General features: G+C 68.9%; 25 protein-coding genes. 9 read left to right on the top strand and 16 right to left on the bottom strand.

Going from position 1 to position 24,603, the window contains the following annotated elements:
• Positions 1 to 2 precede the first annotated feature (2 nt).
• Positions 3 to 1,166: a sulfotransferase gene (locus tag AB0L97_RS34145; protein WP_364437921.1), complete on the top strand. Its 1,164-nt coding sequence runs from the start codon at positions 3 to 5 to the stop codon at positions 1,164 to 1,166.
• A 490-nt stretch (positions 1,167 to 1,656) separates the two neighbouring features.
• Here AB0L97_RS34145 and AB0L97_RS34140 read toward each other — a convergent pair whose 3' ends face one another.
• Complete coding sequence (locus tag AB0L97_RS34140; RefSeq protein WP_364437918.1) at positions 1,657 to 2,334, bottom strand: PaaI family thioesterase; 678 nt, start codon at positions 2,332 to 2,334, stop codon at positions 1,657 to 1,659.
• Positions 2,335 to 2,532: 198 nt separating this feature from the next.
• Between AB0L97_RS34140 and AB0L97_RS34135 the strand changes: the two genes are divergently transcribed.
• Positions 2,533 to 3,183: an HAD family phosphatase gene (locus AB0L97_RS34135; RefSeq protein WP_356969599.1), complete on the top strand. Its 651-nt coding sequence runs from the start codon at positions 2,533 to 2,535 to the stop codon at positions 3,181 to 3,183.
• Positions 3,184 to 3,195: 12 nt separating this feature from the next.
• On the opposite strand, the gene AB0L97_RS34130 is transcribed toward AB0L97_RS34135, so the two are convergent.
• Positions 3,196 to 3,789 (bottom strand): TetR family transcriptional regulator, encoded by a 594-nt coding sequence (locus tag AB0L97_RS34130; protein ID WP_355078927.1) that lies wholly within the window; start codon positions 3,787 to 3,789, stop codon positions 3,196 to 3,198.
• 93 nt (positions 3,790 to 3,882) lie between these two features.
• On the opposite strand from AB0L97_RS34130, the gene AB0L97_RS34125 reads away from it, so the two are divergent.
• Complete coding sequence (locus AB0L97_RS34125) at positions 3,883 to 4,176, top strand: hypothetical protein (RefSeq protein ID WP_355078929.1); 294 nt, start codon at positions 3,883 to 3,885, stop codon at positions 4,174 to 4,176.
• Positions 4,173 to 4,694: a hypothetical protein gene (locus tag AB0L97_RS34120; RefSeq protein ID WP_364437913.1), complete on the top strand. Its 522-nt coding sequence runs from the start codon at positions 4,173 to 4,175 to the stop codon at positions 4,692 to 4,694. The genes AB0L97_RS34125 and AB0L97_RS34120 overlap by 4 nt, the downstream gene beginning before the upstream one ends.
• 95 nt (positions 4,695 to 4,789) lie before the next feature.
• Here the strand turns inward: AB0L97_RS34120 and AB0L97_RS34115 are convergent, their stop codons facing one another.
• The 5 genes from AB0L97_RS34115 to AB0L97_RS34095 all read right to left on the bottom strand — a co-directional run bounded on the left by AB0L97_RS34115 (position 4,790) and on the right by AB0L97_RS34095 (position 8,609).
• On the bottom strand, positions 4,790 to 5,287 hold the full coding sequence (locus AB0L97_RS34115) for a hypothetical protein (RefSeq protein ID WP_364437910.1): 498 nt from the start codon (positions 5,285 to 5,287) through the stop codon (positions 4,790 to 4,792).
• Between the two features lie 94 nt (positions 5,288 to 5,381).
• A complete protein-coding gene (locus AB0L97_RS34110; protein WP_364437907.1) occupies positions 5,382 to 6,659 on the bottom strand; it encodes an RNA polymerase sigma factor in 1,278 nt (425 codons plus the stop codon).
• Between the two features lie 13 nt (positions 6,660 to 6,672).
• Positions 6,673 to 7,023: a YciI family protein gene (locus AB0L97_RS34105; RefSeq protein WP_364437904.1), complete on the bottom strand. Its 351-nt coding sequence runs from the start codon at positions 7,021 to 7,023 to the stop codon at positions 6,673 to 6,675.
• 111 nt (positions 7,024 to 7,134) lie between these two features.
• Positions 7,135 to 7,941 (bottom strand): ATP-binding cassette domain-containing protein, encoded by an 807-nt coding sequence (locus AB0L97_RS34100; RefSeq protein WP_364437901.1) that lies wholly within the window; start codon positions 7,939 to 7,941, stop codon positions 7,135 to 7,137.
• Positions 7,938 to 8,609 (bottom strand): FCD domain-containing protein, encoded by a 672-nt coding sequence (locus AB0L97_RS34095; RefSeq protein WP_364437898.1) that lies wholly within the window; start codon positions 8,607 to 8,609, stop codon positions 7,938 to 7,940. The genes AB0L97_RS34100 and AB0L97_RS34095 overlap by 4 nt, the downstream gene beginning before the upstream one ends.
• Positions 8,610 to 8,865: 256 nt before the next feature.
• Here AB0L97_RS34095 and AB0L97_RS34090 point away from each other — a divergent pair, with 256 nt between their 5' ends.
• Entirely contained in the window at positions 8,866 to 10,536 is a 1,671-nt protein-coding gene (locus AB0L97_RS34090; protein ID WP_364438008.1) for a 2-isopropylmalate synthase, read from the top strand.
• 194 nt (positions 10,537 to 10,730) lie between these two features.
• Here AB0L97_RS34090 and AB0L97_RS34085 read toward each other — a convergent pair whose 3' ends face one another.
• On the bottom strand, positions 10,731 to 11,114 hold the full coding sequence (locus AB0L97_RS34085; RefSeq protein ID WP_364437895.1) for a nuclear transport factor 2 family protein: 384 nt from the start codon (positions 11,112 to 11,114) through the stop codon (positions 10,731 to 10,733).
• Positions 11,115 to 11,202: 88 nt separating this feature from the next.
• Between AB0L97_RS34085 and AB0L97_RS34080 the strand changes: the two genes are divergently transcribed.
• Positions 11,203 to 11,988 (top strand): helix-turn-helix transcriptional regulator, encoded by a 786-nt coding sequence (locus AB0L97_RS34080; RefSeq protein WP_364437892.1) that lies wholly within the window; start codon positions 11,203 to 11,205, stop codon positions 11,986 to 11,988.
• Positions 11,989 to 12,003: 15 nt separating this feature from the next.
• On the opposite strand, the gene AB0L97_RS34075 is transcribed toward AB0L97_RS34080, so the two are convergent.
• Both AB0L97_RS34075 and xylB read right to left on the bottom strand, forming a co-directional pair.
• Complete coding sequence (locus AB0L97_RS34075; RefSeq protein WP_355078945.1) at positions 12,004 to 12,633, bottom strand: maleylpyruvate isomerase family mycothiol-dependent enzyme; 630 nt, start codon at positions 12,631 to 12,633, stop codon at positions 12,004 to 12,006.
• A gap of 142 nt (positions 12,634 to 12,775) precedes the next feature.
• Complete coding sequence (xylB, locus tag AB0L97_RS34070) at positions 12,776 to 14,185, bottom strand: xylulokinase (RefSeq protein ID WP_364437888.1); 1,410 nt, start codon at positions 14,183 to 14,185, stop codon at positions 12,776 to 12,778.
• 235 nt (positions 14,186 to 14,420) lie between these two features.
• Between xylB and AB0L97_RS34065 the strand changes: the two genes are divergently transcribed.
• Positions 14,421 to 14,912, top strand: a complete 492-nt coding sequence (locus AB0L97_RS34065) for a hypothetical protein (RefSeq protein WP_364437885.1) — start codon at positions 14,421 to 14,423, stop codon at positions 14,910 to 14,912.
• Here AB0L97_RS34065 and AB0L97_RS34060 read toward each other — a convergent pair.
• From AB0L97_RS34060 to AB0L97_RS34035, 6 genes are all read right to left on the bottom strand, one after another.
• Positions 14,903 to 15,925 carry a glycoside hydrolase family 172 protein gene (locus tag AB0L97_RS34060; protein WP_364437882.1) on the bottom strand — a complete coding sequence of 341 codons (1,023 nt, stop codon included), beginning with the start codon at positions 15,923 to 15,925 and terminating at the stop codon, positions 14,903 to 14,905. The two genes, AB0L97_RS34065 and AB0L97_RS34060, sit on opposite strands and share 10 nt — an antisense overlap.
• Positions 15,910 to 16,362 carry a thioredoxin domain-containing protein gene (locus AB0L97_RS34055; RefSeq protein WP_356969571.1) on the bottom strand — a complete coding sequence of 151 codons (453 nt, stop codon included), beginning with the start codon at positions 16,360 to 16,362 and terminating at the stop codon, positions 15,910 to 15,912. The genes AB0L97_RS34060 and AB0L97_RS34055 overlap by 16 nt, the downstream gene beginning before the upstream one ends.
• Before the next feature lie 56 nt (positions 16,363 to 16,418).
• The gene (locus AB0L97_RS34050) at positions 16,419 to 17,900 is read right to left on the bottom strand and encodes an FGGY-family carbohydrate kinase (RefSeq protein WP_356969647.1); all 1,482 of its coding nucleotides are present in this window, start codon (positions 17,898 to 17,900) and stop codon (positions 16,419 to 16,421) included.
• A 2-nt stretch (positions 17,901 to 17,902) separates the two neighbouring features.
• A complete protein-coding gene (locus AB0L97_RS34045) occupies positions 17,903 to 19,315 on the bottom strand; it encodes an L-fucose/L-arabinose isomerase family protein (protein WP_356969569.1) in 1,413 nt (470 codons plus the stop codon).
• Positions 19,316 to 19,434: 119 nt separating this feature from the next.
• Positions 19,435 to 20,313, bottom strand: a complete 879-nt coding sequence (locus AB0L97_RS34040) for a family 43 glycosylhydrolase (protein ID WP_364437877.1) — start codon at positions 20,311 to 20,313, stop codon at positions 19,435 to 19,437.
• Positions 20,314 to 20,351: 38 nt separating this feature from the next.
• Complete coding sequence (locus AB0L97_RS34035; protein WP_364437874.1) at positions 20,352 to 22,640, bottom strand: excinuclease ABC subunit UvrA; 2,289 nt, start codon at positions 22,638 to 22,640, stop codon at positions 20,352 to 20,354.
• 63 nt (positions 22,641 to 22,703) lie between these two features.
• Here AB0L97_RS34035 and AB0L97_RS34030 point away from each other — a divergent pair, with 63 nt between their 5' ends.
• Together AB0L97_RS34030 and AB0L97_RS34025 are read left to right on the top strand one after the other, a co-directional pair.
• The gene (locus tag AB0L97_RS34030; RefSeq protein WP_364437871.1) at positions 22,704 to 23,672 is read left to right on the top strand and encodes a YafY family protein; all 969 of its coding nucleotides are present in this window, start codon (positions 22,704 to 22,706) and stop codon (positions 23,670 to 23,672) included.
• A 67-nt stretch (positions 23,673 to 23,739) separates the two neighbouring features.
• Entirely contained in the window at positions 23,740 to 24,141 is a 402-nt protein-coding gene (locus AB0L97_RS34025) for a nuclear transport factor 2 family protein (RefSeq protein WP_364437868.1), read from the top strand.
• The last annotated feature ends 462 nt before the right edge of the window (positions 24,142 to 24,603 follow it).

Below are 24,603 nucleotides of genomic sequence, written 5' to 3'. Positions count from 1 at the left end.
CCGTGATCGGTAGGGACGACGTCGGGACCGTCGACGATCTGCACGCCTCGGCGACCAAGGTGGTCGGGCTGGACGCCTTCGGCACCGACGACTACCGCGAAGGGCTCGAGGTGCTGCTCGAGTCCTATGCGAAGGACGCCGAACTCACGCCCTTCGGCAATAAGGTGAACCGCGCGTTCCTGCGCGGCGCGCTGATCGCCCGGCTGCTCAGCGAGGCGGCTTGGCGGCAGCATCCGGAACACGCCGACGTGGCGATCGAGCGCCCGATCTTCGTGACCGGTCTGCCGCGCTCGGGCACCACGGCGGTGCACCGCCTGCTCAACGCCGACCCGGCGCACCAAGGGCTGGAGATGTGGCTGACCGAGATGCCGCAGCCGCGCCCGCCGCGCGAGACGTGGGCGAGCAACCCGGTCTACCAGCGCCTCGCCGCCGCCTACGACAAGCACCACGTCGAACATCCGGAGTTCATGGGAGTGCACCACATCTCGGCCGACCAGGTCGAGGAGTGCTGGCAGTTGCTGCGGCAGTCGGCCATGTCGGTGTCCTACGAGTGCCTGGCCTACCTGCCCACCTACTCCGAGTGGTTGCGCGAGCGGGATTGGACATCCGCCTATCGCAGGCACCGGCGCAACCTGCAACTGATCGGACTGCCGGACGCGGGCAAGCGATGGGTGCTGAAGAACCCGAGTCACCTGTTCGCGCTGGACGCGATCTTCGAGGTCTATCCGGACGCGCTGGTCATCCAGATGCACCGCGATCCACGCACCATCATCGCGTCGGTGTGCAGTTTGAACGAGCAGGCGTCGGCGGGCTGGTCGGAAAAGTTCCGCGGCCCGGTGGTCGGCGCGACGCAGCTGGATCTGTGGGCGCGCGGCGCGGAGCGGTTCCTCGCCGACCGCAAACGCCACGACGCGGCGCAGTTCTGCGATGTCGACTACGACGAGTTCGTCGCCGACCCGATCGGCACGGTGACGTCGATCTACCGGCACTTCGGGCTGCCACTGACCGCCGAGGCCGAGGCGGCGATGACCGCGTTGCACGCGGAGAGCACGTCTGGGGCGGCACGCCCGGCGCACCGCTACACCCTCGCCGATTTCGGGCTGACCGCCGAGCAGGTGGACGCGCGGTTCGGCGCGTACCGGGAAGCGCACTTCCCGGGGCGGTGAGCGGTCGGCGCTCGCCGGTGGCAGGTCCGACCGGCGAGCGCCGGAACGCGGCGAAGGCATTTCACGCGAGTCTGCATCGTGTGCAGGTGTGGTCGCGCCGGATTCGCGGGTGGCTCGCCTGCCTGCGCCTTCGGGGTCGACGCGAATCGATCTGACCGACAGGGCATTCCGTGCAGTCGTGCACAGTGCGCCATGCGCGCGGGTGCTCGGGGTCCGGCTCGTCGGCAGGTGAATCGCTTATCGAGGGCGACCATTGCGCGTCGGCGGACTCGCGATCCGTCGACGCGACAGCGTGTCCCGGGGGGCGACGAGCGCGGGCGCTATGAATGCGGCGCGAGAGCGGAGAGGACAGGAAAGCGGCGCTCGTCCCCGGCATGCGGTGGCCGGGCCGTTCACCGTCCGTGCGAGAAGTCGACGCCGCTCAGCGGACTCCGGCAGGTGCGGGGCCGAGGCTCGAACCGGCCGATCCTCGCCGCGCAGGCGCCGAGCTTCAGGGCTGTCCGGGCTCGAGCACGATGAACAAGCCGTTCGCCTCCGCGCACAGCCGGTCGCCGTCGTGCAGGGTGGCCCGCACATAGACCTTGCGCCCCTCCTGCCGTTCGGCCCACGCGCGCACCTTGAGTTCGGTGTTCAGCGGCGTGATGGAGCGGTAGTCGACGGTGAGCGACGCCGTTCTGGTCACCGCGCCGGAGCGCACCGCGGCCGCCATGCCGAGCAGGTCGTCGAAGGCGATGGCGATCTGACCGCCGTGGGCGGCGCTGTTGCCGCCGAGGTGGAAGGTGCGGAAGGTGAGGCGCGCGTCGACGCCGTTCTGCGGGTCGACATGGTCGATGAAGAACGGCGGCAGGGTGATGTTGCCGCGGGCGGGCAGGTCGAAGCGGGTCCAGTTGGGCGTCGACCACTCGTCCACCCGTGCGGCGTCGAGCTTGTCGTTCAGCTCCTTGAGAATGCCGATCGCCTCCACCGCCAGCTCGTCGGAGGGCGAGGCCAGCCGGACGCGGTCCATCAGGCCGCGCACCTGCTCGATGAACTGGCCGTAGTGCGGCCCGCCGCGGGAGATGTCGTCCTTGGCTGCCTCGTGGGCGGCGATCAGCTGGGTCATCGGCCGGAACCCGCCCTCGTGGTGCTCCTGACTCGGCAGCGAGTCGCCGTCCTGCGGTTCGTTCATGAGAACAAGTTATCGGTTGCCCGGTGAATGCTCGCCGCGCGGGTGCTGTGTCCGTCGTCACGAGCCGTCACCGCCTAGGCTGGTGCGCGACCGCATATCGCCTTTCCCGGGTGGTATCGGCCTGGTTCCGGCGGCCGGATACGCGTCGCGGCCGCGCTGGATCCCTGACCGCTTCGGCTGGCGAAAGGCTCTGTGCGCATGGGTATCACCGCGGTCGTGTTCGACATGGACGGCGTATTGATCGACTCCGAGCCGGTCTGGGAACTGGTGCGGCGTGGCTACGTCGCGGAGAAGGGTGGGCGATGGCTGCCCGACACCCAGCAGCGGCTGATGGGGATGAGCACCGGGGAATGGTCGACCTATCTGAGCGGCGAACTCGGGGTCGGCGAGCCCCCGGAGACCGTCGCGCGGGAGGTGATAGAGCGGATGTCCGAGCGCTACGCCGAGGGCGTGCCGGTGCTGCCGGGTGCGGTCGAGGCCGTGCAGCGGATCTGTGAGCACTGGCCGCTGGGGCTGGCCAGTTCGTCGCCGCGCGCGCTCATCGACACGGTGCTGGGCCGGACGGGTCTGATCGAGTACTTCTCCGTCACCTTCTCCACCGAGGAGGTCGATCGCGGCAAACCGGCGCCTGACGTCTACCTGACGGTCGCGACGTTCCTGCGTCAGCGGCCGAGTGACTGTGCGGCCGTCGAGGACTCGAGCAACGGCCTACGCTCTGCCCACGCGGCCGGGATGCGGGTGATCGCGGCGCCGCGCCCGGAGTACCCGCCCGCTTCCGATGCGCTCGGCCTGGCCGCCAAGGTCATCTCCGGCCTCGACGAACTCACTCCCGGGCTGATCACCGGCTGAGCCGTCGCCAGGTCAGGGCCGATAAGAAGTCAGCAGGGTGCGGGCGGCGGCAGCCAGGTCCTCTTCCAGCCAGGCGGGCAGCTGCGCGGCGTGGGCGTGGCGGCGCAGCGCCGCATAGGGCAGGTCGACGATCGCGCGGCTGACCGCATCGATCTCTCGCTCCTCGTCCCTCCCGAACAAGGCGAGCGCGATGCGGCGCAGATGCTCGATCAGCGGCGCGTTCATCTCGGCCAGGGTCGCGCGGAACTCGGCGTCCGGCTCGCCGTCGAGCAGATCGCTGGGACGCAGCTCCAGCAGGAGCTTGGCGTCCTGGGGGAGTTCGCGGCCGAACCGCAAGGCGGCGCGCACCATCCCGACGCCCGCCTCCACCGGATCCGGCTGGTCGGCGGCGGCGAGGGTGCCGTCCTGGAAACGGCGCAGCGCGCGCAGCCACGCCGCGGTGAGCACACCGTTGCGGTTGCCGAAGCGGTGATACAGGGTGCCGACCGGAGCGCCACTGGCCTCGGCGATGGCCGACACGCTGGCCGCGCGGGGCCCTTCGGCGAGGACCAGCGCGCGTGCTGCGTCGAGGATCACGTCGCTGTCGTGCTTGCGGGGCGGCGCCATGTACTAGTACGTTCCTTCTATATGGAGCGATTGTCCTATATTGATGAGCATGCCAGATCGGTCGACGCGAATCGCGACCGGGCGTGGCAAGCGATGCTGAGAGTCGTCTGCCGCGACCCGCACAAGCCGTCGCCGCCCACCGGGTTCGTCGTCGATTCCGTCGCGGAACCGCACCGTTTGGCGCTGCGCGGCCAGCACTGGTTCTCGAAATACGCGCTGATCTTCGAATTGGACGAGGAAGGCCCTGGCCGGACTCGCGTCCGCGCGCGTAGTTACGGCGACTTTCCCGGTCTGCACGGCCGGATCTATCGTGCGCTGGTCGTGGGGACGGGGGGTCACCGATTGGCGGTGCGTCAGATGCTGCGCAGGATCGCGGCGGCGGCATGATCCCGGGGACGGTGTGGGGCGCCACCGAAGCCGAACGCGAGGCTCCCTTGCCGTGCGACGACCGGCAACCGGGCGGTCTCCAGGCCGATCGAGCGATCAGCGTCGACGCGCCGCCCACTCTCGTCTACGCCTGGCTGTGCCAGTTGCGCGTCGCGCCCTACAGCTACGACCTGCTGGACAACTTCGGCAAACGCAGCCCGAGCCGGCGCGACCCGATGCTCACCGAACTGGCGGTGGGGCAACGGTTCATGTCCCAATTCGAGCTGGTCTCCTTCGCCTTGGGCAGGCACATCACGCTGGTCTCGGGCAAGGTGTGCGTCACCTATGCGGTGCGACCAGAAGGCACGGGAACCCGCCTCCTGGTCCGGATACGCTGCGGCGCGCCCAGACTCGTCGCGGTGACATTGGCCCTCGGCGACCTGCTCATGATGCGTAAGCAACTGCTGACGCTGAAGAAACTCGCCGAAGCCGAATACCGCGCGGCCCCCGCGGATTCTCCGGGACCACCGGAACGGTAGCGCCGCATCGGCCGCGAGGTGCCCGACCGGCGACGGTAGAGCGATCCGGGCGGTGGGGGAGACCGGAGGTCATCCGCACGAGCGAAGGGTGAGGTTTACGAAAGGCGTTCGACCAAATCGAACTTGCGTTGTTCATAGCCTTTCGGCACGGTGTCGCGGACCGAGATCAGGGCGTGTGCCCAAGAGCCGAGGAGAGTGCGGTCGCCCACCGTGCGGCCGGGATCCGGTGTGGGTTCGGCGGTGAGCAAGGGGAGTGGGTGGATGCGGTGACGGGCCTCGTTCTCCAGTACGGTCGCTTTGTCCACGAAGATCCGCAGGTCGTGATTGAGGAGATAGCGGCCGACCGCGCCGTGTTCCGGCGGCCGCAGTGCGGCGACCGAACCTGCTGTGCGATAAAGGTTTTCGCCTAGTCGTGGTCGTTGCGCATCCCGGCCCGCCCAGGTGACCCGAGCGGGTTCGGTGAGCAGTCGCTCGATCCCTTGGACGAGGTGGTGGCCGATCCTGGCGTGTTCCATGAGCCGCGGGCCCGCGTCCACGTAGCCGAGCAGGCGGTGGTCGCCGGTGCGGAGTACTGCTCGATAGAGCTGCCACACGTAGTCGTATTCCCTTCGGTGGTAATCGATTTCGTTGCATGCTCACACGCGTTTGCGGTGTGGCGATTACAGCGGCGTTACCACCGTGGTGCGGTCAATCGGCCTGCGCGCAGGCGACCGCCCGGTCGAGCAGGAGGGCCTGCTCGGAAGTATTGCCCGTCAGTTCCGCCGCGCGCGTGAATTCGGCGCGGGCCTGCGCATACCGGCCCAGCTGGGCGAGCAGGTCGCCGCGCACGGCGTAGCGCAGGTGGTAGTCGGTGAGGGCGCCCGCGGCGACGAGCGCGTCCACCAGCTCCAGCCCCGCTGCGGGGCCGTGCACCTTGCTCACCGCGACTGCGCGATTCAGCTCCACGACGGGGGAGGGAAAGCGTTGCGCCAGAACGGCGTACAGTCCGGCGATGCGCCGCCAATCGGTCTCTTCCGGCGTCGCCGCCATCGCGTGCACCGCGGCGATCGCGGCTTGCAGCGCGTACCGTCCCGGCGGCAAGGCGCGCTCACGTGCCGTGCTGTTCGCCCGCCCGAGGGCGGCCAGCCCGCGCCGGATCAGCAGGCGATCCCACCGTGCGCGGTCCTGGTCGTCGAGCAGCACCACCTCTTCGCCGGTTCCGGTGCGCGCGGGCAGCCGGGAAGCCTGTAGCTCCAGCAGCGCGACCAGGCCGTGCGTCTCCGGCTCGGCGGGCAGCAATTCGCCGAGCATGCGGGCCAGGCGCAGCGCGTCCTGGCACAGCTCCTCGCGGACCCAGTCCTCGCCCGCCGTCGCCGCGTAGCCCTCGTTGAAGATCAGGTAGACCACGGCCAGCACCGAGGCCAACCGATCGGCCAGCTGGGCACCGCGTGGCACCGTGTAGGGGACCCGCTTGTCGGCGATGGTGCGTTTCGCGCGCACGATCCGTTGCGCCACGGTCGATTCCGGCACGACGAACGCCCGGGCGATCTCCTCGGTGGTCAGTCCGCCGAGCAGCCGCAGGGTGAGCGCGACCCGGGCCGGTTCGGTGAGCACCGGGTGACAGGCGGTGAACATCATTCGCAGCAGGTCGTCCTCGACCAGGTCGTCGTTCGTATCGGGCGGCGGCTGCTCGGTCACGAGATCGCGACCGAGCAGCTCCAGCTTGCGGGCGAAGGTGCGGTTGCGCCGCACCCGATCGATCGCCCGGTGCTTGGCGGTGAGCATGAGCCAGCCGCCCGGGTTCGGCGGCACGCCGTCGCGCGGCCACTGCTCCAACGCCGCGACCAACGCGTCCTGCGCCAGTTCCTCGGCGGCGCCGATATCGCCGACCATCCGGGTGAGCCCGGCGACCAACCGGGGCCACTCCATCCGGGTCACGGCTTCGGCGGCGCGTCGCGCCGAATCCGCGGACGGCTGCCCGCTCATCCGCCGTGCCCGCTCAGGCGGGTTCGGCGATCTGCCGGACCTCGCCCTCGATGTCCCATTCGGGTCCGTGTACGGCGAGGAAACGAGAAGTCCATTCCACCGCCTCTTCCTTCGACTTGACCTGCAGAATGCAGTATCCGCCGACGATCTCCTTGGATTCGGTGAACGGTCCGTCCAGCACGGTCTGCTTGCCGCCGGACTGGGTGACCCTGGTGGCTTCGGTGATCGAGTGCAGACCGTTGGTGTCCAGCAGCACGCCCGCCTTGGTCATCTCCTCGATCACCTTGCCCACCTGTTCGACCAGCGCGTCGTCCGGCTCCGGGGAAGTGTCGGGGTCAAGGCGGATGAGCATCATGTATCGCATCTCGGCATCCTCGGTCGATGTGGCGTCAGGATCGGTCGATCCTCACATCACTGCATCGAACGACCCCCGCCCGAATCGACATGTCGGCGGAAATTTCTCCGGCCGAAGCGCCTACCGCGGCCACGCGATGGTTTTGCGGGCCGCTCGCGCGGTCCAACGGCCGTCGTCATGGCGGACCTCCACCGGGTGTGCGAAGGCGGCGGTGACGTTCTCGGTGGTGATCGTCTCCAGCGCGGGGCCCGCCGCGACGGAGTGACCGTCCGCGATGAGCAACGCGTGGGTCGTCGTGCTGGGCAGCTCTTCCAAGTGGTGGGTGACCAGGATGGAGGCGACGTCGGGGTGGGTACGGTCCAGGGTGTCGAGAGTGTCCAGCAACTGCTCGCGCGCGGCGACGTCCAGGCCGGTGGACGGTTCGTCGAACAGCAGTAGCCGTGGCTCGGCGATCAGCGCTCGGGCGATGAGCGTGCGGCCGCGCTCGCCCTGGCTCAGCGTGGGCCAGATCTCCGTCGCCTTCCCGGTCAGGCCCACGGTGTCGATCATCGCGTCGGCTCGGTCGAGCTGGTCGGCTGTCGGTGTCCAGCGCATGGGGGTGTCGATCGTCGCGGTCAGGCCGGTCAACACGACCTCGCGGATGGTCAGCGGAGACCGCAACGGGTGGCGTGGGTTCACCTGGCCGATGCCGCGGCGCAGCTGCTGCAATTCGACGCGGCCGAGTTCAGCGCCGAGCACACGGACCGAACCCGACGTGGGGAAGGTGACCGCGCCGCAGAAGCCGAGCAGGGTGCTCTTTCCCGCGCCGTTCGGACCGAGCAGCGCCCAGCGTTCGCCGGCGCGCACGGTCAGCGAAATCCCGCCGATGATCTTCTTGCCCTCGCGGCGGAAGGTCACGTCGGTCAGTTCCAGCACCGGTTCGGTCACGTGAAAGCCTCTTTCAGAGTGGTCAGGTGGGCGCGGCTGTACTCCGCCGCGGCGGCCGGGTCGCGGGCGGCGATGGCGTCGGCCAGCCGCTGATGCGCGGCGTGATCCACGGGCTCCGACGGCACCGGGCGGATCTTCAACATGTCGATCATCGCCAGCCGCAACCGGGGCAGGAAGGTGTCGAACAACTGGGTCAGTACGTCGTTGTGGGCGGCCACGATGACCGCCCGGTGGAACGCCATATCGGCGTCTACGTGCTCGGCCACCGGCTCGCCGTGTGCTTCGCGCGCGGCCAGGGCCCGGCGGATCATGCGCAGGTCGGCGGGGGTGCGCCGCTGGGCGGCCAGTGCGGCGGCCTCGGCCTCGATGGCGATGCGCGCCTCGATCACCGAGGCGATGGTGGCGCGGCGCAACACGGCGTCCCATTCCTCGGTCGCCTCGAGCGCGGTCACGAAAACGCCCGCGCCCTGCCTGCTGTCCAGGACGCCTTTACCGGCCAGCTCGCGGATCGCCTCCCGCAGCGTCGAGCGTCCGACGCCGAGCTGTGCGGCCAGGGTGGTCTCACCGGGCAGGCGGTGACCCAGCGGCCATTCGCCCGCCTGGATGCGGACGAGCAGCACTTCGGCCGCCTGCGCGGCCAGTGGATGGCGCCGTACCTGGTAGATCATTCACTACCTCTCTACTTGTCTGAGGAGTCGTGTACAGTCTAGCCATCATGCGCACCATGCTTCTGCTTAGCCGCCACGGCGGGGCCTGAACGACCGGCCGCCCGCCGTGGGGCTTCGTCGTGGCCGGTCACCCTTGTCGTGACGGCCGCAATGGCCAGGAAGCAGACCCATGACCACCGCATTCCCCACCATCCACACGCCTGCGGGGCAGGTGCCCGATCAGGCTCCGGCGTGGAATCGCCAGCGGCGCTCGCAAATGCCGTCGCACCGCTATCGTGACATCCACCGACGCGTGGAAGTACCGCTCACGCAACGAAAATGGCCCGACGCCCGGCTCACGCAGGCGCCTCTGTGGGTGCCGGTCGATCTGCGCGACGGCAATCAGGCACTCGCCGAGCCGATGGACCCGGCGCGCAAACGACGCTTCTTCGAGCTCCTGGTCGCCTTGGGCTACAAGGAGATCGAGGTCGGCTACCCGTCGGCGTCCCAGACCGACTTCGACTTCGTTCGCCTCATCGCCGAGGAGAATCTCGCGCCCGAGGACGTGACGATCGCCGTCTTCACCCCGGCGCGGCGCGATCTCATCGAGCGCACCGTCGCATCGGTCCGCGGCATCCCCAACGACGTCGTGATCCACATGTACACCGCGACGGCTCCCGCGTGGCGGGACATCGTGCTCGGCAAGGACCGCACGGCGCTGCGCGAGCTGATCCTCGACGGCGGGCGCGCAGTGCTGGACTGCGCCGGGGACCTGCCGAACGTGCGGTTCGAGTTCTCGCCCGAGGTGTTCAACCTGACCGAGCCCGACTACGTCCTCGAGATCTGCGACCGGATGACGACATTGTGGGACGCCACACCGCGGCGGCCGGTCATCCTGAACCTGCCCGCCACCGTCGAAGTCGCCACCCCGAACGTCTACGCCGACCAGATCGAATACATGCACCGCAATCTGGCTCGCCGCGACAGCGTCATCCTGTCGGTGCACCCGCACAACGATCGCGGCACCGGCGTCGCGTGTGCCGAACTGGCGGTACTCGCGGGCGCGCAACGCGTCGAGGGCTGCGTCTTCGGCAACGGTGAGCGTACCGGCAACGTCGACATCGCCACGCTGGCGCTGAATCTGCACGCGCAGGGCGTCGATCCGATGATCGACTTCTCCGACATCGACGAGATCCGGCGAACCGTCGAATATTGCACGCGTATGCCGATCCACGAAAGACACCCGTATGTGGGCGATCTGGTGCACACCGCGTTCTCCGGGACTCATCAGGACGCGATCAAGAAGGGCATGGCCGAGCATCGCACCCGGGCCGCCACGACGGGCATTCCCGAGCGCGCGGCCGACTGGCACGTGCCGTATCTGCCCATCGATCCCGCCGACCTCGGCCGCAGCTACGACGCGGTGATCCGGGTCAATTCCCAATCCGGCAAGGGTGGCATCGCCTACCTGCTGCACACCGAATACGGCATGGACCTGCCACGACGCCTGCAGATCGATTTCGCCGGGCACGTGCAAGCGCTCGCCGACGACACCGGCGTCGAGATCGGCGCCGCCGAACTGCGTGACCTGTTCGAGGCGATCTACTGCGACGACCCGTCGGGGCTGGCCGTGAAGGACTGGCGCACCAGCGGCGCCGGCGCCGAAGCGGACACCGAGATCACGCTGATCGTCGACGGCGTCACCCACCGTACGCGGCGCGGCGGCGGCCCGGTCGCGGCGCTCACCGAGGCACTGGCCGAGGCGGGGTATCGCATCGAGGTGCTCGGCCTGACCCAGCAGGCGACGGACCGAGACGAGGGCGCCATCGCTTACCTGGAATACCGCAGCGGCGAACACCTCGGTTGGTCCTGCGGCCGAGCCGATTCCGCGCAGGCGGCGGCATTCGCCGCGATCCTGCGCGCTGCCGGACGCTCGGCCCGGCGGTGACCATCTGGCACCCGCTCTCGCGCTGACCGACTCGTGGCGCGATGGCAGGTCGCGGCTGGTGCGCGTATCACGCGCGTACCACCGACGATCCGATCGGGTACTCGAGCCCCGGTACCCGATCGGATGCGGGCGCTGCACGGCAGGTGACGGTCAGGCTCCGGCGAAACGGTCGCCGGAGAACCGAATTTTCCCGGTCAGAACATGCCGTGCGGTATCTGCGCGGGCTCGGGCACCGATTGCACGACATCCCAGTGCTCCACGATCTTTCCGTCGGCCACCCGCCAGATGTCGACCACAGCCAGGTCGGGCTCTTCGTCGCCCGGCGGGATCATGCGGTAGTGCATGACCACGTATTCGTCGTCGGCGATCACCCGCGCCAGCTCCAGCTTCGACCCGGCCACCGGTGCCTGGGCGATGAACTCGATGAAAGCGTCCTTCCCGGAGGGATTTCCGGGGCTGTGCTCGAGGAAGTCGTCGTGCAGCAGAGTGCCCAGCACGTCGACGTTGCCCGCCGCGAACTCCGTGAAGCCGTTCAGGAGCAGTTCCCTGTTGCGCGCTGCCGCGCTGTCGTTCGTCATGCCGACGAGACTGGCAGCGCGCGAACCGGGGTGTCGATTACCCGCCATGTAATGGCGGGCGTGACCCGGGCGTCGTGATACTGGGCCGATGAACGGTGATCGACCGGTCGGCGAGCTGCTGCGAGAGTGGCGGCACCGGCGGAAGCTGAGCCAGCTGGACCTGGCCATCCAGGCCGACGTGTCCGCCCGGCATGTCAGTTTCGTCGAGACCGGCCGCACGACGCCCAGCCGAGCCATGGTGCTGCACCTGGCCGAACAGCTCGACATTCCGCTTCGCGAACGCAATCGCGCGCTGATCGCCGCCGGACACGCTCCCGAGTTCCGGCGCAGTGACTGGAACGACCCCGCGCTGCGGCGCGCCCGCGACGCGGTGCAGCGGGTACTGCGGCTGCACGAACCGTATCCGGCGCTGGCGGTGGACCGGCGCTGGAATCTGGTGCAGGCCAACGATTGTGTGGGCGTGTTCTTCGACGGTGTGGATCCGCGACTGCTCGAACCGCCGATCAACATGATGCGGCTCGGCCTGCACCCGGCGGGCTTCGCCTCCCGGCTGCGCAACCTCGAGCAGGTCCGCGCTTTCCTGCTGCCCCGCCTGGCGCGCCAGGTGATGGCGACCGGAGATCCCGAACTGGCCGCGCTGCACGAGGAACTGCGCTCCTACGGCTCGCCGGGCGGCGCGGACAGTGACATCGCGGACATCCTGCTGCCGATCCGACTGCGCCACCGCGACACGGAACTCGCGTTCTTCAGCGCGATCACGACCTTCGGCGCGGCATTCGACATCACGCTCGACGAGGTCGCGGTCGAAGCGTACTTCCCCGCCGACGACGAAACGGCTGCCTACCTGCGTGCGTGCGCCGAAACCGGCCGGTGAGCGACGGGCGTCGGGTCAGTCGCGTGCGGTGAATCGCTCCGCGGGCTCGCCGGTGAGGTGCCCGGCGGGCAGCTTGCGGCCGCAGAGGACGAGCAGCAGGTCCTGGGCGCGCCCCGACAGCACCGTCCCGGACCCGTAGCTGAAGTCCAGGTCGTCGGCGCGCAGTTCGATGCCGCCGAGTTCGGCGCCGAACAGCTTGACGGTCCTGGGGTCGATCGTGTCCAGCACCAAGCGCATCCGGTCCTCGGGCACCAAGCGGTCCAGGCCCAGGGCAACGGTGATGTCCAGCCCGTGGATCACATCGTGGCTCAACGCGTTGGAGAGCCCGCCGCCCGGCGGGCGCCAGGGGTGATCGACGTTGTCCCACAGTGATTTCAGCAGATCCGAGGTGCTCAGCGTGGCGGCGTCCATCCGGGCGGTGCGGTCGGCCAAGCGGTTGAAGTTCCCGAACGCCGCGACCATCCCCACCGCCAGGCGCGCGCTCGACAGGCGATACGGCATGGTGATGTGCGCGACCACTTCGCGTACCCGCCAGCCCGCGCAGAGGGTCGGCGAGTCCCAGCCCTCGGCGTCCAGTCCGGCCAGGAGTTCGGCGAGTTCGGCTCGTTCCGCCGTCACCGCCCTTCGCACCTGGGTATCGGTCATTCGTCCACCTCTCTTCGACGAGGTGATCCAACCCCTCCGGCCGTCGAGGCGCCACCCGGCGACGAAAATCGGCTACCCGCAGAGCGGAAACAGGGCGCTTCCGGATTCGCTGCGCACGCAGGGACTGCGGTGAAGACAGTGGTCAGCCGTACAGCGCCTGGCGGGTCCTCCGATACGCGGCCCGGATGTCCCGTCCGGTCGCGGTGTCGGCCGGTGGCGGAATCTCCGCGACCGAGCATGCGGGCCAGGACGGCGGCCGGGACGTGCCGCTGAGCGCCCATGCCGCTTGCCTGGCAGCGCCGAGTGCCACGTACTCGGCCGGTTCCGGCACCGTCACCGTGACGCCGAAGACCTGCGCGGCGATGGCCGCCACCAGCCGGGAGCGCGCCGCGCCGCCGATGAGCAGCACGCGCCGCGGCGAGACCCCGCCGATCTCGGTGAGGTGGTCGAGCGCGTCGGCGAGATGACACAGCAGAGCCTCGAAGGCGGCGCGGGCCACTGTGCCTGCGCGCATCGCCTCCGGCCGCAACCCGTGCAGGCTGCCCGCGGCGTGCGGCAGGTTGGGCGTGCGTTCACCGGCGAGGTAGGGCAGCATGACCACGCCGTCCGCGCCCGGCGGCTCCTGCGCGGCCAGCGATTCCAGCGTCGGCAGATCCACGCCGAGCAGATCGGCGGTCGAAGTGAGGATGCGGGCGGCGTTGAGCGTGCAGACCAGCGGCAGGAACGCGCCGGTGGCGTCCGCGAAACCGGACACCGCGCCGGTCTCGTCGGCGGCCGGACGGTCGGTGCGAGCGTATGCCGTTCCGCTGGTGCCGAGGGAGACCACCACATCGCCATCAGTGATGCCCAAGCCGAGCGCGGCCCCGGCGTTGTCTCCCGTTCCGGCGGCGACCAGTGCGCCCGAAGGTGTGTGCCCGGCGGACTGGTCCGGGCCGAGGACCCGGGGCAGGCCCGGGTGGCGCCCACGAAAAGCCATGGCGAGCAGATCTTCGCGATAGTCTCCGTCGGCTGGTGACCAATAGCCGGTGCCGGAAGCATCGCCCCGATCGGTGGTCGGCTCGAGCATGTGTCCCGGTCCGCCGCCCCGTAGCCGCCAGGTCAAGTAGTCGTGTGGCAGCACGACGTGGGCGGTGTTGTCGGCGAGTTCCGGCTCGTGGTCGGCCAGCCAGCGCAGTTTGGCGACGGTCAGGCCTGCCACCGGTACGTTGCCGACCGCATCGGCCCACGCCCGCGGGCCGCCCAGGTCGGCGATCAGTTCCTTCGCCGCGTCGGCGGAGCGGACGTCGTTCCACAGCAGCGCGTCCCGCACCGGGACACCCGCCGCGTCCAATGGGACCAAGCCCTGTTGCTGCCCCGCGACGGCTACCGCGTCGACGTCGTCGAGCAATCCCGCACTCGCCGTCTGTAGCGCGTCCCACCACGCGGCCGGGGCGACCTCGGTCCCCTCGGGGTGCGTGGCCCGCCCCTGAGCGAGAACCTCACCGCTGTCGGCGTCGCAGACCACGACCTTGCACGCCTGGGTGGAACTGTCGACTCCCGCCACGGTCGTCATGGCGCCTGCCCCGATCGAAGCCCGCTCGCGTCGCCGACACCGCCCCCGTCGCACAGCGGACGCGGGCGGATCGACACCTCGGCGGAAACCGGTCGCATTTCGAGGACGAGCCCGTCGCGCGATCCGGCGAATCGTCCGATCGTCTGGAGCACACCCATACCGACCACCTTGCCCCTCGCCGCCCGGCACCGGAGCCTTTCGGGTATTCCGCCGCCGTATCGGGCAGACTGTCGCGATGAGCATCGACCCCACCGACGTGCGCATCCGCACGGGAGACGGGACGCAGCTGCCGGAGCTGACCGAGGAAGCGCTCGGCGACCTGCTCGGCGAACCGGCCGGGCCGGAAGACGCCGTGCTCGAACTCAGCCGTGCCGACCTGCACGAGATCCGGGCCAGGCTGCTGCCCGACGGCGTCTACGAGTTGGAGCACCGGGCCGGGTCGGCGACCGAGTCGTTCCAGATGTACACCTCCGACCCGGTGCTGGTGCGTGCTGTGCTGTGGGCATGGCTCTGCGACGATCCGTGGTGGCGCGACTCGGTCGCGTGGTTCCCCGTCGACCCGGCGATCGCCGAGCTGCGCGCCGTGCAGGACGAACTCACCGGACTGCTGGACGGCCTGACCGTGATGGACGATCTCACCGCGGGCATGGACGCGGCGCTGGCGCGCGCCGACGAACTGCTGGCGTCGGAGCTCCCACCGGATGCGGACGACTCCGCTCAAGCCTGATACCACCAGGCGGTGGTCGCCACGTCGGCGTCCTCCAGCGGGAGATAGGTCTCGGCGTCCTGCCATCCGAGGGCTTGGACGGTGACGCGCAGTTCGCGGTCGAAACAGATCGGATCGCGCACATGCCAGCGATACATGCCGAAGCGCTGATCCGCTCGATAGATTTCCTCCGGCGGCAGCACTTGATGCAGCCCGAGATAAGGCGTGGAATATGTCCGGTATGTCCCGTCGAGATCGAAATTCCAGGCGCCGCCGAAATAGTCTTCGGTGCCCGTCCCGCAAATGGTCGGATGCTCGGTGTCCCCGTCGAGGAAGAACTTGACCTCGCCCTCGCCCCACCATCCCGGCGCGCCCGGGCGGATGGCGAGGTAGGTGCCGACGTAGCGGCCCGGCCCCGGCACCGTGTCGAGCACGGTGTGGACGGCAGGGTTCCCCAGGCCGGTGGTCCGCGTCCACCGGGTGTGCAGATACCCCGCTTCGTCCGGTACGTCCTCTTCGGTGTAAGTCGCCTGGTAGTACACCGGAACCTCGCGTCCGCAGTGGTTTTCGAGCGTGATGCGAGCGCGGTGCCGAAACGGCATGGGCCAGTAGCTGTTCAATCCCCCAGCGGGCGCGACGACCACCATCTCCGAACTCAGCAGGGCGGTCTCGCCCCATCCGTTGCAGAAGAAGTCGCCGAGGGGCGAGGAGATCGCGGGCCGTGCCGCGTCGTCCCAGGTTATCCGCAGCGTCAGCCCGCGAAGGACGGAACGCTCGGTGGTCAACCAGAAGTGCCGGAAAACGCCGGGACCGGATACGTCGGCCAGCGTGGCGGTTTCGCCGTGGGCGAGCGCGATCGAGGGGGAAATCTTCCATCCCGCCCCGAGCAGCCGTGCCGCGTGCGCTCCGGTGCCGTCGGTCGCCCGCGCGCCCGCGCCGGGCGCCCCCGTCGGATTCTCGGCGCTGACCGACCGCGTTCGCGTGCCGTCCAGCCGCCACAGTTCACCGCCCGGCGCGGTCACAGTCCCGGCCACCCGTAACGGGGTGCGGTCGGCGCGAGCCCGGCCCGGTGCGCCGTGGCGGCCCCGCCGGTCGCGGCCAACTGCCGGGTGTCGGTCTGCTGGGCGAGTTCCCGGCGGAACTGGTCCATGTCCAGCCAGAGGATCTGCTGCACAAGGTCTTCCAGCGCGTCCGAGGCGAGGGCGCCCGCGGCGGAGTAGACGAGCAGGCCGTCCCGGAACGCCATCACCGTCGGGTACTGCGTCACCTGGGCGGCAGCGGTCAACGCGACCTCGGCTTCGGTGTCGACCTTGCCGTGCACGATCTGCGGATGCCGCTGCGACGACGCTTCGTACACCGGAGCGAAATACTGGCACGGCCCACACCAACCGGCCCACCAGTCCACCAGCACGATCGGATGCGACGTGACGACGGAGTCGAAATTGTCCTGGGTCAAGGTGATCGTGGGCATGACATCCTCGTATCGTTCCGCGGAGCAACTGTGCATCGTCGCACGGATATTCGCGATCAGGAAGCCGCCCCGGCGCGGTGCTGTTCGGCCGCGAGGAAATGCGCGATATTCGTCGTCCGATCGTACAGATCGCGGTAGTGCCGGTAGTACTCGTCGTAGATCGCGACACTTTCGGGCTGCGGTCGCACGGTGTCGACGACGGGATTCCACCCGGAGGTGTCGATCCCGGCGGCCTCGGCCGCGAGCAGGGCGTCGCCGAGACTCGCCCCGACGGTGTCGGCGGGCAATTGCTGCGGCAGCCCGGTGACATCGGAGACGATTCGGGTCCACAGCCCGCCTCTGGTGCCGCCGCCCACCGCGACCAGACGTCCCGCCTGCCCGCCTGCTTCGGTCATGGCCTCGAGGTTGTGGCGCACTCCGTAGGCGATGCCTTCCAGAACCGCGCGGTAGAGCTCGGTCCGTCCGTGCCCGAGGGTCAATCCCGCGACGATGCCGCGCGCGTCCGGATCGAACAAGGGCGTGCGTTCCCCGGCGAAATAGGGCAGCGCGAGCAACCCCCTGCTCCCCGCGGGCACCTCCGCTGCCGCGGCGACCAAGTCGGTGAACTCGCCACCCACGAGCTTGCGCAGCCAGTCGGTGACCGCGCCGGAGGTGGCCATGCCCGCGGCGAGGGTATACGTGCCCGGCCAGGTGCCGCAGGTGCCCCAGAGGCCGGGATGTGGGCGCGGGTCGGTGAGCACCTGCACCAGGAACATGGTGGTGCCGTACATGATCATCGCGTCGCCCGGAGCGCGGACGCCGACGCTGGCCGCCTCGGCCCAGGCATCGATGGTCCCGGTGGTGACGGGCAGCCCCGACGGAAGTCCGGTCGCGGCCGCCGCGTCCGCGCTCACCCGGCCCACGATCTCGGTGGGCCAGGCCAGCTCCGGCAGCCGCCAGCCCGGCACGATCCGCTCGGCCCAGTCGCTCGCCCAGGCACGTTCGCGCAGGTCGTAGAGGGGCACGCACTGACTGGCCGATTGGTGGTCCAGCACGTACCGGCCGGTGAGCCGGTGCACCAGGAAAGAACTCGCCATCAGCAGCATCGCGGTGCGTGCGGCGACATCCGGCTCGTGCCGGGCCAGCCACCGGGCTTTCGGGCCGACAGCCTGGCTGGTCAGCGGCGATCCGGCGCGGTCGAGCACGGCCCGCGCGCCGAATTCGTCGTTCAATTCCGCTATCTCGACGCTCGCCCTGGTGTCGACGCCGTAGAGGATGGCCGGTCGCAACGGCCTGCCCTTCGCGTCGGCGGGCAACAGGCACGGGCCGATGCCGGACACCGCGAGTCCCTCGAGCGCGGCGCCGCCGGCCGCCGCCACCAGCTCACGGGCGAGTGCGAGAAAATCCGCCCACCACACCTTCTCCGCGTCGTGCTCGACCCAGCCGGGGTGCGGCATGGATACCTCATGCGCCCGCTCGGCCCTGGCGATGACCGTGCCGCGCGCGTCGGTGAGCACGCCCTTCGAACTCGAGGTCCCGATGTCGATACCGAGAAACATCGTCACCGCGTGAACTCGTCCACCGTGACGTCGAGCAATTCGCACGTCGCGCGCACGGCTTCTCGGTGGTCGCCGGGCACCGCGTGAATGTGGTTGGCGCCGAAGCGGTTCAGGAAATCCTCGGCGCGCGCGTCCAGCCGGGCGAACGCGTGCGGCCATTCCCGGGTAGACTGCTTCATCAGGGCTTCGTTGGTCTGCTCGTCGTATTCCTCGAATTCGCCGAGCATCAGCTGCATGCGGTAGTCGCCGTCGAGCCGGGTGAGCCGGGCGAGAGTCATCCGGCCCGGTGCGGCCAGATGATGCACCGAGGCGCCGCCCGCGGGAAAGAAGAACACCTCCGGGTACAGGTGCACCTTCGCCAGGTTCTCCGCCGGATCGTCGCTACGGGCGGCGAACCAGGTGGCGTGCTGGCCGGAATTGCAGAGATCCCAGATGTCCCGATCGGCGTGATAGTGCCGGACGTCGGCGAACAGCACCGGGGTGCCCGCGATCCCTTTGAGCAGCTGCATGGTCAGCGCGCCGTCCATGTCCGCCTCGGTCGCGCAGACGTGCGGCTCCTTCGGTCCGTTCCAGTCGTAGGGATCGTTGAGGAAGGCCTCGGTGACGTCCATGGTGGCGAAATACTGGGTGAGTTCGGGCTGCCCCTTGATCCCCGAGAAATCCAGGCGCCACTCGTCGATCAGCTCGCGCACCGCCAGATACGAGCGGATCTGACGTTCCAGCAGTTGCGGGGTGAGCTTGGCGCCGTCGTAGTACACGCCCGCGGTGTTGCGCTCCAGCCACTCGCGCGCGGCCTTCGCCTCGCCCGCGTCGGCCAGTTCCGCGCGCCGCACGATCTCCCACTGATCGATTTCCTCGACGTCGATGCCGAACAGGCGCTGCCACTGATCGGTGTTGGCGACCGCGGTGTTCATGCCCATCGGCCGCCCACCGAAGCGCCCGAACGTCGAACCGCGCAGGCTCGCCACGGCTGCCGCGGCCCGCGCGCGCACGCCGATCGCGTCGATGAGTTCGGGATCGGACGGATCGCCCCACAGCCTGCTGTGCCGACGTCCGATCTGATCCAGCGCACCTCCGGCGGCGAGCATGCCCACCATTCCCGGCTGGACCGGGTCGATATTCGACAGCAACAGCAGCGGCCCCGGAATCGCGCCCGCCGCCAGCATGGTGAAATGCGGGAACGCCCAGACCGCGTAATGCAGGACGGTGAGATCGACGCCCGCCGCGGCGACCGCGCGCGCCACCGCACCGGCCGACGCGTTGTCGCTGATCGGCGCCGCGCCACGGACCACATCGTGGCCCGCGTCCGCGAGCGCGGCCACCAGCCGGTCCTCGGTGGAGGCGATGAAATCGGCGATGCCCGCATGCACATAGTCGCGGCCATCGGAGATGCTGATGATGCCGATACGGGCCATGCCGGTCCCTCCCGTAGGTGGGTGATCGGAGAGTTCGACTCGCTCAAGAGATACCAGCCGCGACCGCGCTCGGAGACGCGTTTCGCCGAAATAGCGCTCGGCCCGGTGCTTCGGACCGCTTAGCGCGGAACCGTTTTGACGACCCGCGACTGCGGGAAGCCGAGCGGCGCCAGATGTACCCCGCCCTGTCCCCACCCCGCACTGGTGATCCACCAGCGGCCGTCCTCGTCGACCACCTCGGCGGCGTGCGCCGCGATGTGTCCGACCTTGTCGCCGATGCGGAAATGGAAAGGATTGTCACTGCGGAAGACGTCGGTGCCGACGTAATGCGGGCGCGGACCGATGAACAAGTACCACCATCCCCCGTACCGGAGGACGTAAGGCGATTCGGTGTTGCCCGCCTCGGTGCCTTTGGCCGGGTCCGTGTACGCGATGTGCCGATCGCCCCAGTGCAGGAGGTCGGCGCTGGTGCGGTAGGCGACGACATGGTGACCACCCGCCGGGGCGCTGGTCGCGCAGTAGTACATCACCCATTGTTCGCCGACGCGCACCACCATGGGATCGCGAGCGTCGTAGCCGTCGCGGAACAGCGGGCCCTCCGCCGATCTGGTCCAGTGGAAGAGGTCGGGCGAGGTCGCCAGATTCATCGCCGCGGCGGTGCGGTCGGCGCCGCCCGCGGCGTAGAACATGTAGTACCGGCCGTGAGCGCCGAGCACATAAGGCGCCCACAGATGCGTCTCCCCGTAGTCCCGGTCCACCCGCAACGCGGAGGCATGCTTGGTCCACGCACCGTGCAGCCGGTCGGCGGTGGCGTGAGCGAACTCGATCTCGTCGAACGGATCCGCCGGCTCGAGGTGGGTGATCCCGAAAAGGTGCCACCTTCCGGCAGCGTCGCGAACGAATGTGTGATCGTTGATGTACCAGGCCTCCGACTCCCCGGCGCTCGGATCGTAGATCCGCGCGAAAGCTCCCGCCCGGACCACCTCCCGTGTCGCCATGGATTCATGATGCCGCGATCACGTCCCCGGTGGCGGAATCATCGGGCAACGACACTGCGCCGCAGGTATTCCGCGGTCAGCGACCGGTCGTCCGCCAGCAAGTCCGCCGGTGTCCCGGCGAAAACGAGTTCGCCCCCGTGCTTTCCGCCGTCGGGTCCGAGGTCGATCACCCAGTCGGCCCGAGCGACGACGTCCAGGTCGTGCTCGATGACGATCACCGTGTTGCCCGCGTCGACCAGCCGGTCCAGCAGCCCGACCAGCGCGTCGACATCGGCCATGTGCAGCCCCGTGGTCGGCTCGTCCAGCACGTAGACAGCGGCTTCGGCGCGACGCTGGAGGTGATCGGCCAGCTTGACGCGCTGGCGTTCGCCACCGGACAGCGAGGACAACGACCGGCCGAGGGTGAGATACCCGAGACCGACGTCGAGCAGCGACCGCAACGGCGTGCCGATCCGCCGGTCCCCGTCCGCGGCCCAGAAGTCCAGCGCTTCCGCCGCGGGCATCTCCAGCACGTCGGCGATGGACGCCCCGCGAATCTCGTAAGCGAGCGCCTCCGGACGGTATCGGCGTCCGTGGCAGGCCTGGCAGATCGTGGTGACCGGATCCATGTACGCCAGATCGGTGAAGATCACTCCGGCGCCGTCGCATTCGCCGCAGGCGCCGTCGGAATTGAAGCTGAACAAGCCCGGTCGGACACCGTGCCGCTTGGCGAACAGCTGACGCAGCGGATCCATGATGCCGAGATAGGTGGCGGGGCTGGAGCGCCGGGAGGCGGCGATCGCGGCCTGGTCCACCGCGATGACCTGCGGATGCGCCGCGACGAACGCGCCGGACACCAGCGTGCTCTTCCCGGAGCCCGCCACGCCGGTCACCGCAGTGAGCACACCCGTCGGAAACCGTACGGTGAGGTTCTTCAGGTTGTAGGCGTCGGCATCGGCGACGGTGAGCCATCCCGCCGGCTCGCGGACGTCCTCCTTCACCCGCCGCACCCGGCGCAGGCCCGCACCGGTCGGCGTCTCCGCACGCCGCAAGCGATCGACGGTGCCCTGGAACACCACCTGCCCGCCGCGGGAACCGGCGCCCGGCCCCATGTCGACCACATGGTCGGCGACGGCGATGACATCGGGGGAGTGCTCCACCACCAGCACCGTGTTCCCTTTGTCCCGCAGCCGGCTCAGCAGAGTGTTCAGCCGGCCCACATCCCGGGGATGCATGCCGACGCTGGGCTCGTCGAAGATATAGGTCATGCCGGTGAGGCTGGAGCCGAGATGCCGGACGACCTTCAGGCGCTGCGCCTCGCCGCCGGACAAAGTGGCGGTTTCCCGATCGAGCGACAGGTAGCCGAGCCCGACCTCCTCGATCCGGCGCAACCGGGCGACGGCGGCCTGGGCGATCGGCCGAGCCACCGGATCGTCCAGGCGGTCGAGCACCTCGATGAGGTCGGTGATCTCCAGCCTTCCGTAGTCGGCGATGCCGAGGCCATCGATCCGGCTCGCCAGCGCGGCGGCGTTGAGCCGTGCGCCCCCGCAGTCCGGGCAGACCTCCTCGGTGACCACCGCGCGGGCGGCTTCGCGATTCTTGTCCGACAACGCGGTGAGATCACGCTTGATGTAGAGGCGGTCGAACCGCTCCAACAGGCCTTCGTACGCGTTGTTTCCCGCCGAACCGTTCCGATTCTTGCGCGGCACCCGGAAACCTTTGCCATGCAGGAACAATCGCCATTCCTCGGTAGTGAAGTCCCGCAGCGGCTTGTCCGGATCGAAGAGCCCCGACTCGGCGTAGAGCTGCCATTGGAACGTTCCGACCGCGAAGGGCCCGAAGGTGATGGCGCCCTCGTTGAGCGATTTGCCGCGGTCGATGAGCTTGCCCAGATCCGGCCGCACCACGTTGCCGAGACCGCCACACGCGGGACACATGCCCAGCGGATCGTTGAACGAATAGCGCGTGGCCTCGCCCGCGCTCGGCGCGCTGTGCCGGGAGAACAGGACGCGGATGACGGAGTGGATGTCGGTCATGGTCCCGACCGTGGAACGGGAATTGCCGCCGATCGGCTTCTGATCGACGACGACGGCGGGCGCCAGGTTGTCGATCGCGTCCGCCTCCGGACGCTCGTATTTGGGCAGCCGATTGCGGATGAACCAGGTGAAGGTCTCGTTGAGCTGCCGCTGCGATTCGACCGCCACGGTCCCGAAGACGATCGACGACTTGCCCGAACCGGAGACGCCGGTGAAGACCACGATCTTGCCTTTGGGAATCGTCAGCGAGACATCGCGCAGATTGTTCTCGCGAGCCCCGACGATCCTGATGGTGTCTCGATCTGCATGCACGGACCTCACGCTAGGCAGCGATGAGGTCGGTTTCTGTCCTCCTTCGCGGCCATACTCGAGTACGTGACCCGGACCGCCGAGCGACTGCTCCAGCTGCTGTCGCTGTTGCAGACCCGCCGCGAATGGAGCGGTCCCGAACTGGCCGCGCGGCTCGGCGTCACGGTGCGGACGGTGCGCCGGGACGTGGAGCGTCTGCGCGAGCTGGAGTATCCGGTGGTCGCGAGCCTCGGCGCGATCGGCGGCTACCGCCTGGAAGCGGGCGCGGCACTGCCGCCGCTGCTGCTCGACGACGAGGAAGCGGTCGCGATCACGCTCGGACTGCGCGGCGCGGCGCAGGGCGCGGTCGCGGGTATCGAGGAATCGGCTGCTCGCGCCTTGGTGAAGCTGCAGCAGGTCCTGCCGTCGCGCTTGCGCCGCCGAGTCGACGCGATAGACGCCACCACCGTCTCGCTCGGCGGGCCCGCCGCGGGTCCGATGATCGATCCCGAGGTGTTGGTCGTCCTGGCCGCCGCCGCGCGCGACAGCGAGCGGATCCGCTTCCGATACCGCGACAAGACCGATACGGAAAGCAGCCGCCTCGCCGAACCGCACAGTCTGGTCTCGGCGGGTCGGCGCTGGTACCTGGTCGCCTGGGATGTCGACCGCGCCGATTGGCGCACTTTCCGCGTGGACCGTGTGACGTCACCGCGGCCGATCGGAATACGCTGCGCACCTCGCGCGCTGCCCACCGCCGACGCGGCGAGTTTCGTGACCAGCCAGTTGGCGCGCTCCAGACCGGTTCGTCCCGTGGTGCTGCGGGTGCATGCCCGCGCCGCCGTGCTGGCCGAGACGTTCCGCGTTCGCGCGGAGGAAGTCGAACCGCTGGACGAGCGGACCTGTCTCTTGCGCACCTCCGCGGATTCGCTGGAGTGGACCGCCCTCCGCATCGCGCACCTCGACCTGGACTTCGAGGTCGTCGAACCCGTCGAGATGAAAGACCTGCTCGCCCGGCTCGGCGCCAAACTGCTTCGTGCGGCGGACGAGCCTGGCTGAGCGAAGGCCGCCGCGGCGTGCGGATACTCGGCTGCCCGATGCGGGAAGCGGCACTACGGTGCTGCGCATGACGCTCTCAGTGGAAGACCGCCTCGATATCACCGACCTCATCGCCCGGCACGGCCACATCATCGATGCGGGCGAACTGGATCGCATGGACGAGCTGTTCAGCGCGGAGGTCGTCTACGACCTGACCGCCATGGGATACGGCGAATTGCGCGGCATCGCCGCTGTGCGTGACGCGGCCCTCGCGCTCGGCGACGCGAATCCGGTCGGCCATCACGTCACGAATGTGATCGTCACCGAAAGTGAGGCCGACCGCGCACAGGTGTTGTCGAAGGGAATCGGGATCGCCGCCGATGGTCGCTGCGGAAGCGTTACGTATGAGGACGTGGTGGTGCGAGAACCCGTCGGCTGGCGGATCACGTATCGCAAAGTCATTCCGCGCCGCGCTCCGCTGGGTGGCTGATCGCCGACGGGCGCATTGTCGTAGAAGCGCTGCCAATCGATCTTGTCGTGGTCTGAATCACACTTGTGTCATTCGCGCCGGAGTTTCGCCGCGCGCACGCCGCTGACCTGCGAAAAAGCGCGCTGGGCAGGCGATTTGACGAAGCGTTATCCGCCGCGTAACTTATTCCAAGTCAGAGCGACACGGACACCGACCCGGAGCCGAGAAGCTGAGCGGAAACGCTGAGCGGAAGGACCGGGAAACGAGGTAGGACGAGGAGCGCCTGGCGATCACACTGGCTCGATCGGGAGCCCGATTTTGATCGGGTGAGCGAATGAGCTAAGCTGGAAAAGTTGCCTCACTGAAGGTCCGAAGTAATTCGGATTGAATGTGTGTGCGTGTGTTCTTTGAGAACTCAATAGTGTGTCGATGAATGTCAGTGCCAAATATTTTTTGGTTCCGGCCTTTTCACCCCCCGTGTGG

The sequence above is a fragment of the Nocardia sp. NPDC051911 genome (assembly GCF_040681035.1).
GTDB lineage: Bacteria > Actinomycetota > Actinomycetes > Mycobacteriales > Mycobacteriaceae > Nocardia > Nocardia sichangensis.
This window is presented reverse-complemented; position numbering and strand designations above follow the sequence as displayed.

What these genes read in the sequence shown, in the direction of transcription:
- AB0L97_RS34095 (WP_364437898.1), bottom strand. Translation starts at nt 8,609, where the DNA reads ATGATCTACCAGGTACGGCGCCATCCACTGGCCGCGCAGGCGGCCGAA.
- AB0L97_RS34135 (WP_356969599.1), top strand. Translation starts at nt 2,533, where the DNA reads ATGGGTATCACCGCGGTCGTGTTCGACATGGACGGCGTATTGATCGAC.
- AB0L97_RS34055 (WP_356969571.1), bottom strand. Translation starts at nt 16,362, where the DNA reads ATGCCCACGATCACCTTGACCCAGGACAATTTCGACTCCGTCGTCACG.
- xylB (WP_364437888.1), bottom strand. Translation starts at nt 14,185, where the DNA reads ATGACGACCGTGGCGGGAGTCGACAGTTCCACCCAGGCGTGCAAGGTC.
- AB0L97_RS34105 (WP_364437904.1), bottom strand. Translation starts at nt 7,023, where the DNA reads ATGCGATACATGATGCTCATCCGCCTTGACCCCGACACTTCCCCGGAG.
- AB0L97_RS34025 (WP_364437868.1), top strand. Translation starts at nt 23,740, where the DNA reads ATGACGCTCTCAGTGGAAGACCGCCTCGATATCACCGACCTCATCGCC.
- AB0L97_RS34140 (WP_364437918.1), bottom strand. Translation starts at nt 2,334, where the DNA reads ATGAACGAACCGCAGGACGGCGACTCGCTGCCGAGTCAGGAGCACCAC.
- AB0L97_RS34050 (WP_356969647.1), bottom strand. Translation starts at nt 17,900, where the DNA reads ATGTTTCTCGGTATCGACATCGGGACCTCGAGTTCGAAGGGCGTGCTC.
- AB0L97_RS34045 (WP_356969569.1), bottom strand. Translation starts at nt 19,315, where the DNA reads ATGGCCCGTATCGGCATCATCAGCATCTCCGATGGCCGCGACTATGTG.
- AB0L97_RS34075 (WP_355078945.1), bottom strand. Translation starts at nt 12,633, where the DNA reads ATGACCGATACCCAGGTGCGAAGGGCGGTGACGGCGGAACGAGCCGAA.
- AB0L97_RS34090 (WP_364438008.1), top strand. Translation starts at nt 8,866, where the DNA reads ATGCCGTCGCACCGCTATCGTGACATCCACCGACGCGTGGAAGTACCG.
- AB0L97_RS34080 (WP_364437892.1), top strand. Translation starts at nt 11,203, where the DNA reads ATGAACGGTGATCGACCGGTCGGCGAGCTGCTGCGAGAGTGGCGGCAC.
- AB0L97_RS34040 (WP_364437877.1), bottom strand. Translation starts at nt 20,313, where the DNA reads ATGGCGACACGGGAGGTGGTCCGGGCGGGAGCTTTCGCGCGGATCTAC.
- AB0L97_RS34085 (WP_364437895.1), bottom strand. Translation starts at nt 11,114, where the DNA reads ATGACGAACGACAGCGCGGCAGCGCGCAACAGGGAACTGCTCCTGAAC.
- AB0L97_RS34130 (WP_355078927.1), bottom strand. Translation starts at nt 3,789, where the DNA reads ATGGCGCCGCCCCGCAAGCACGACAGCGACGTGATCCTCGACGCAGCA.
- AB0L97_RS34125 (WP_355078929.1), top strand. Translation starts at nt 3,883, where the DNA reads ATGCTGAGAGTCGTCTGCCGCGACCCGCACAAGCCGTCGCCGCCCACC.
- AB0L97_RS34065 (WP_364437885.1), top strand. Translation starts at nt 14,421, where the DNA reads ATGAGCATCGACCCCACCGACGTGCGCATCCGCACGGGAGACGGGACG.
- AB0L97_RS34120 (WP_364437913.1), top strand. Translation starts at nt 4,173, where the DNA reads ATGATCCCGGGGACGGTGTGGGGCGCCACCGAAGCCGAACGCGAGGCT.
- AB0L97_RS34110 (WP_364437907.1), bottom strand. Translation starts at nt 6,659, where the DNA reads ATGAGCGGGCAGCCGTCCGCGGATTCGGCGCGACGCGCCGCCGAAGCC.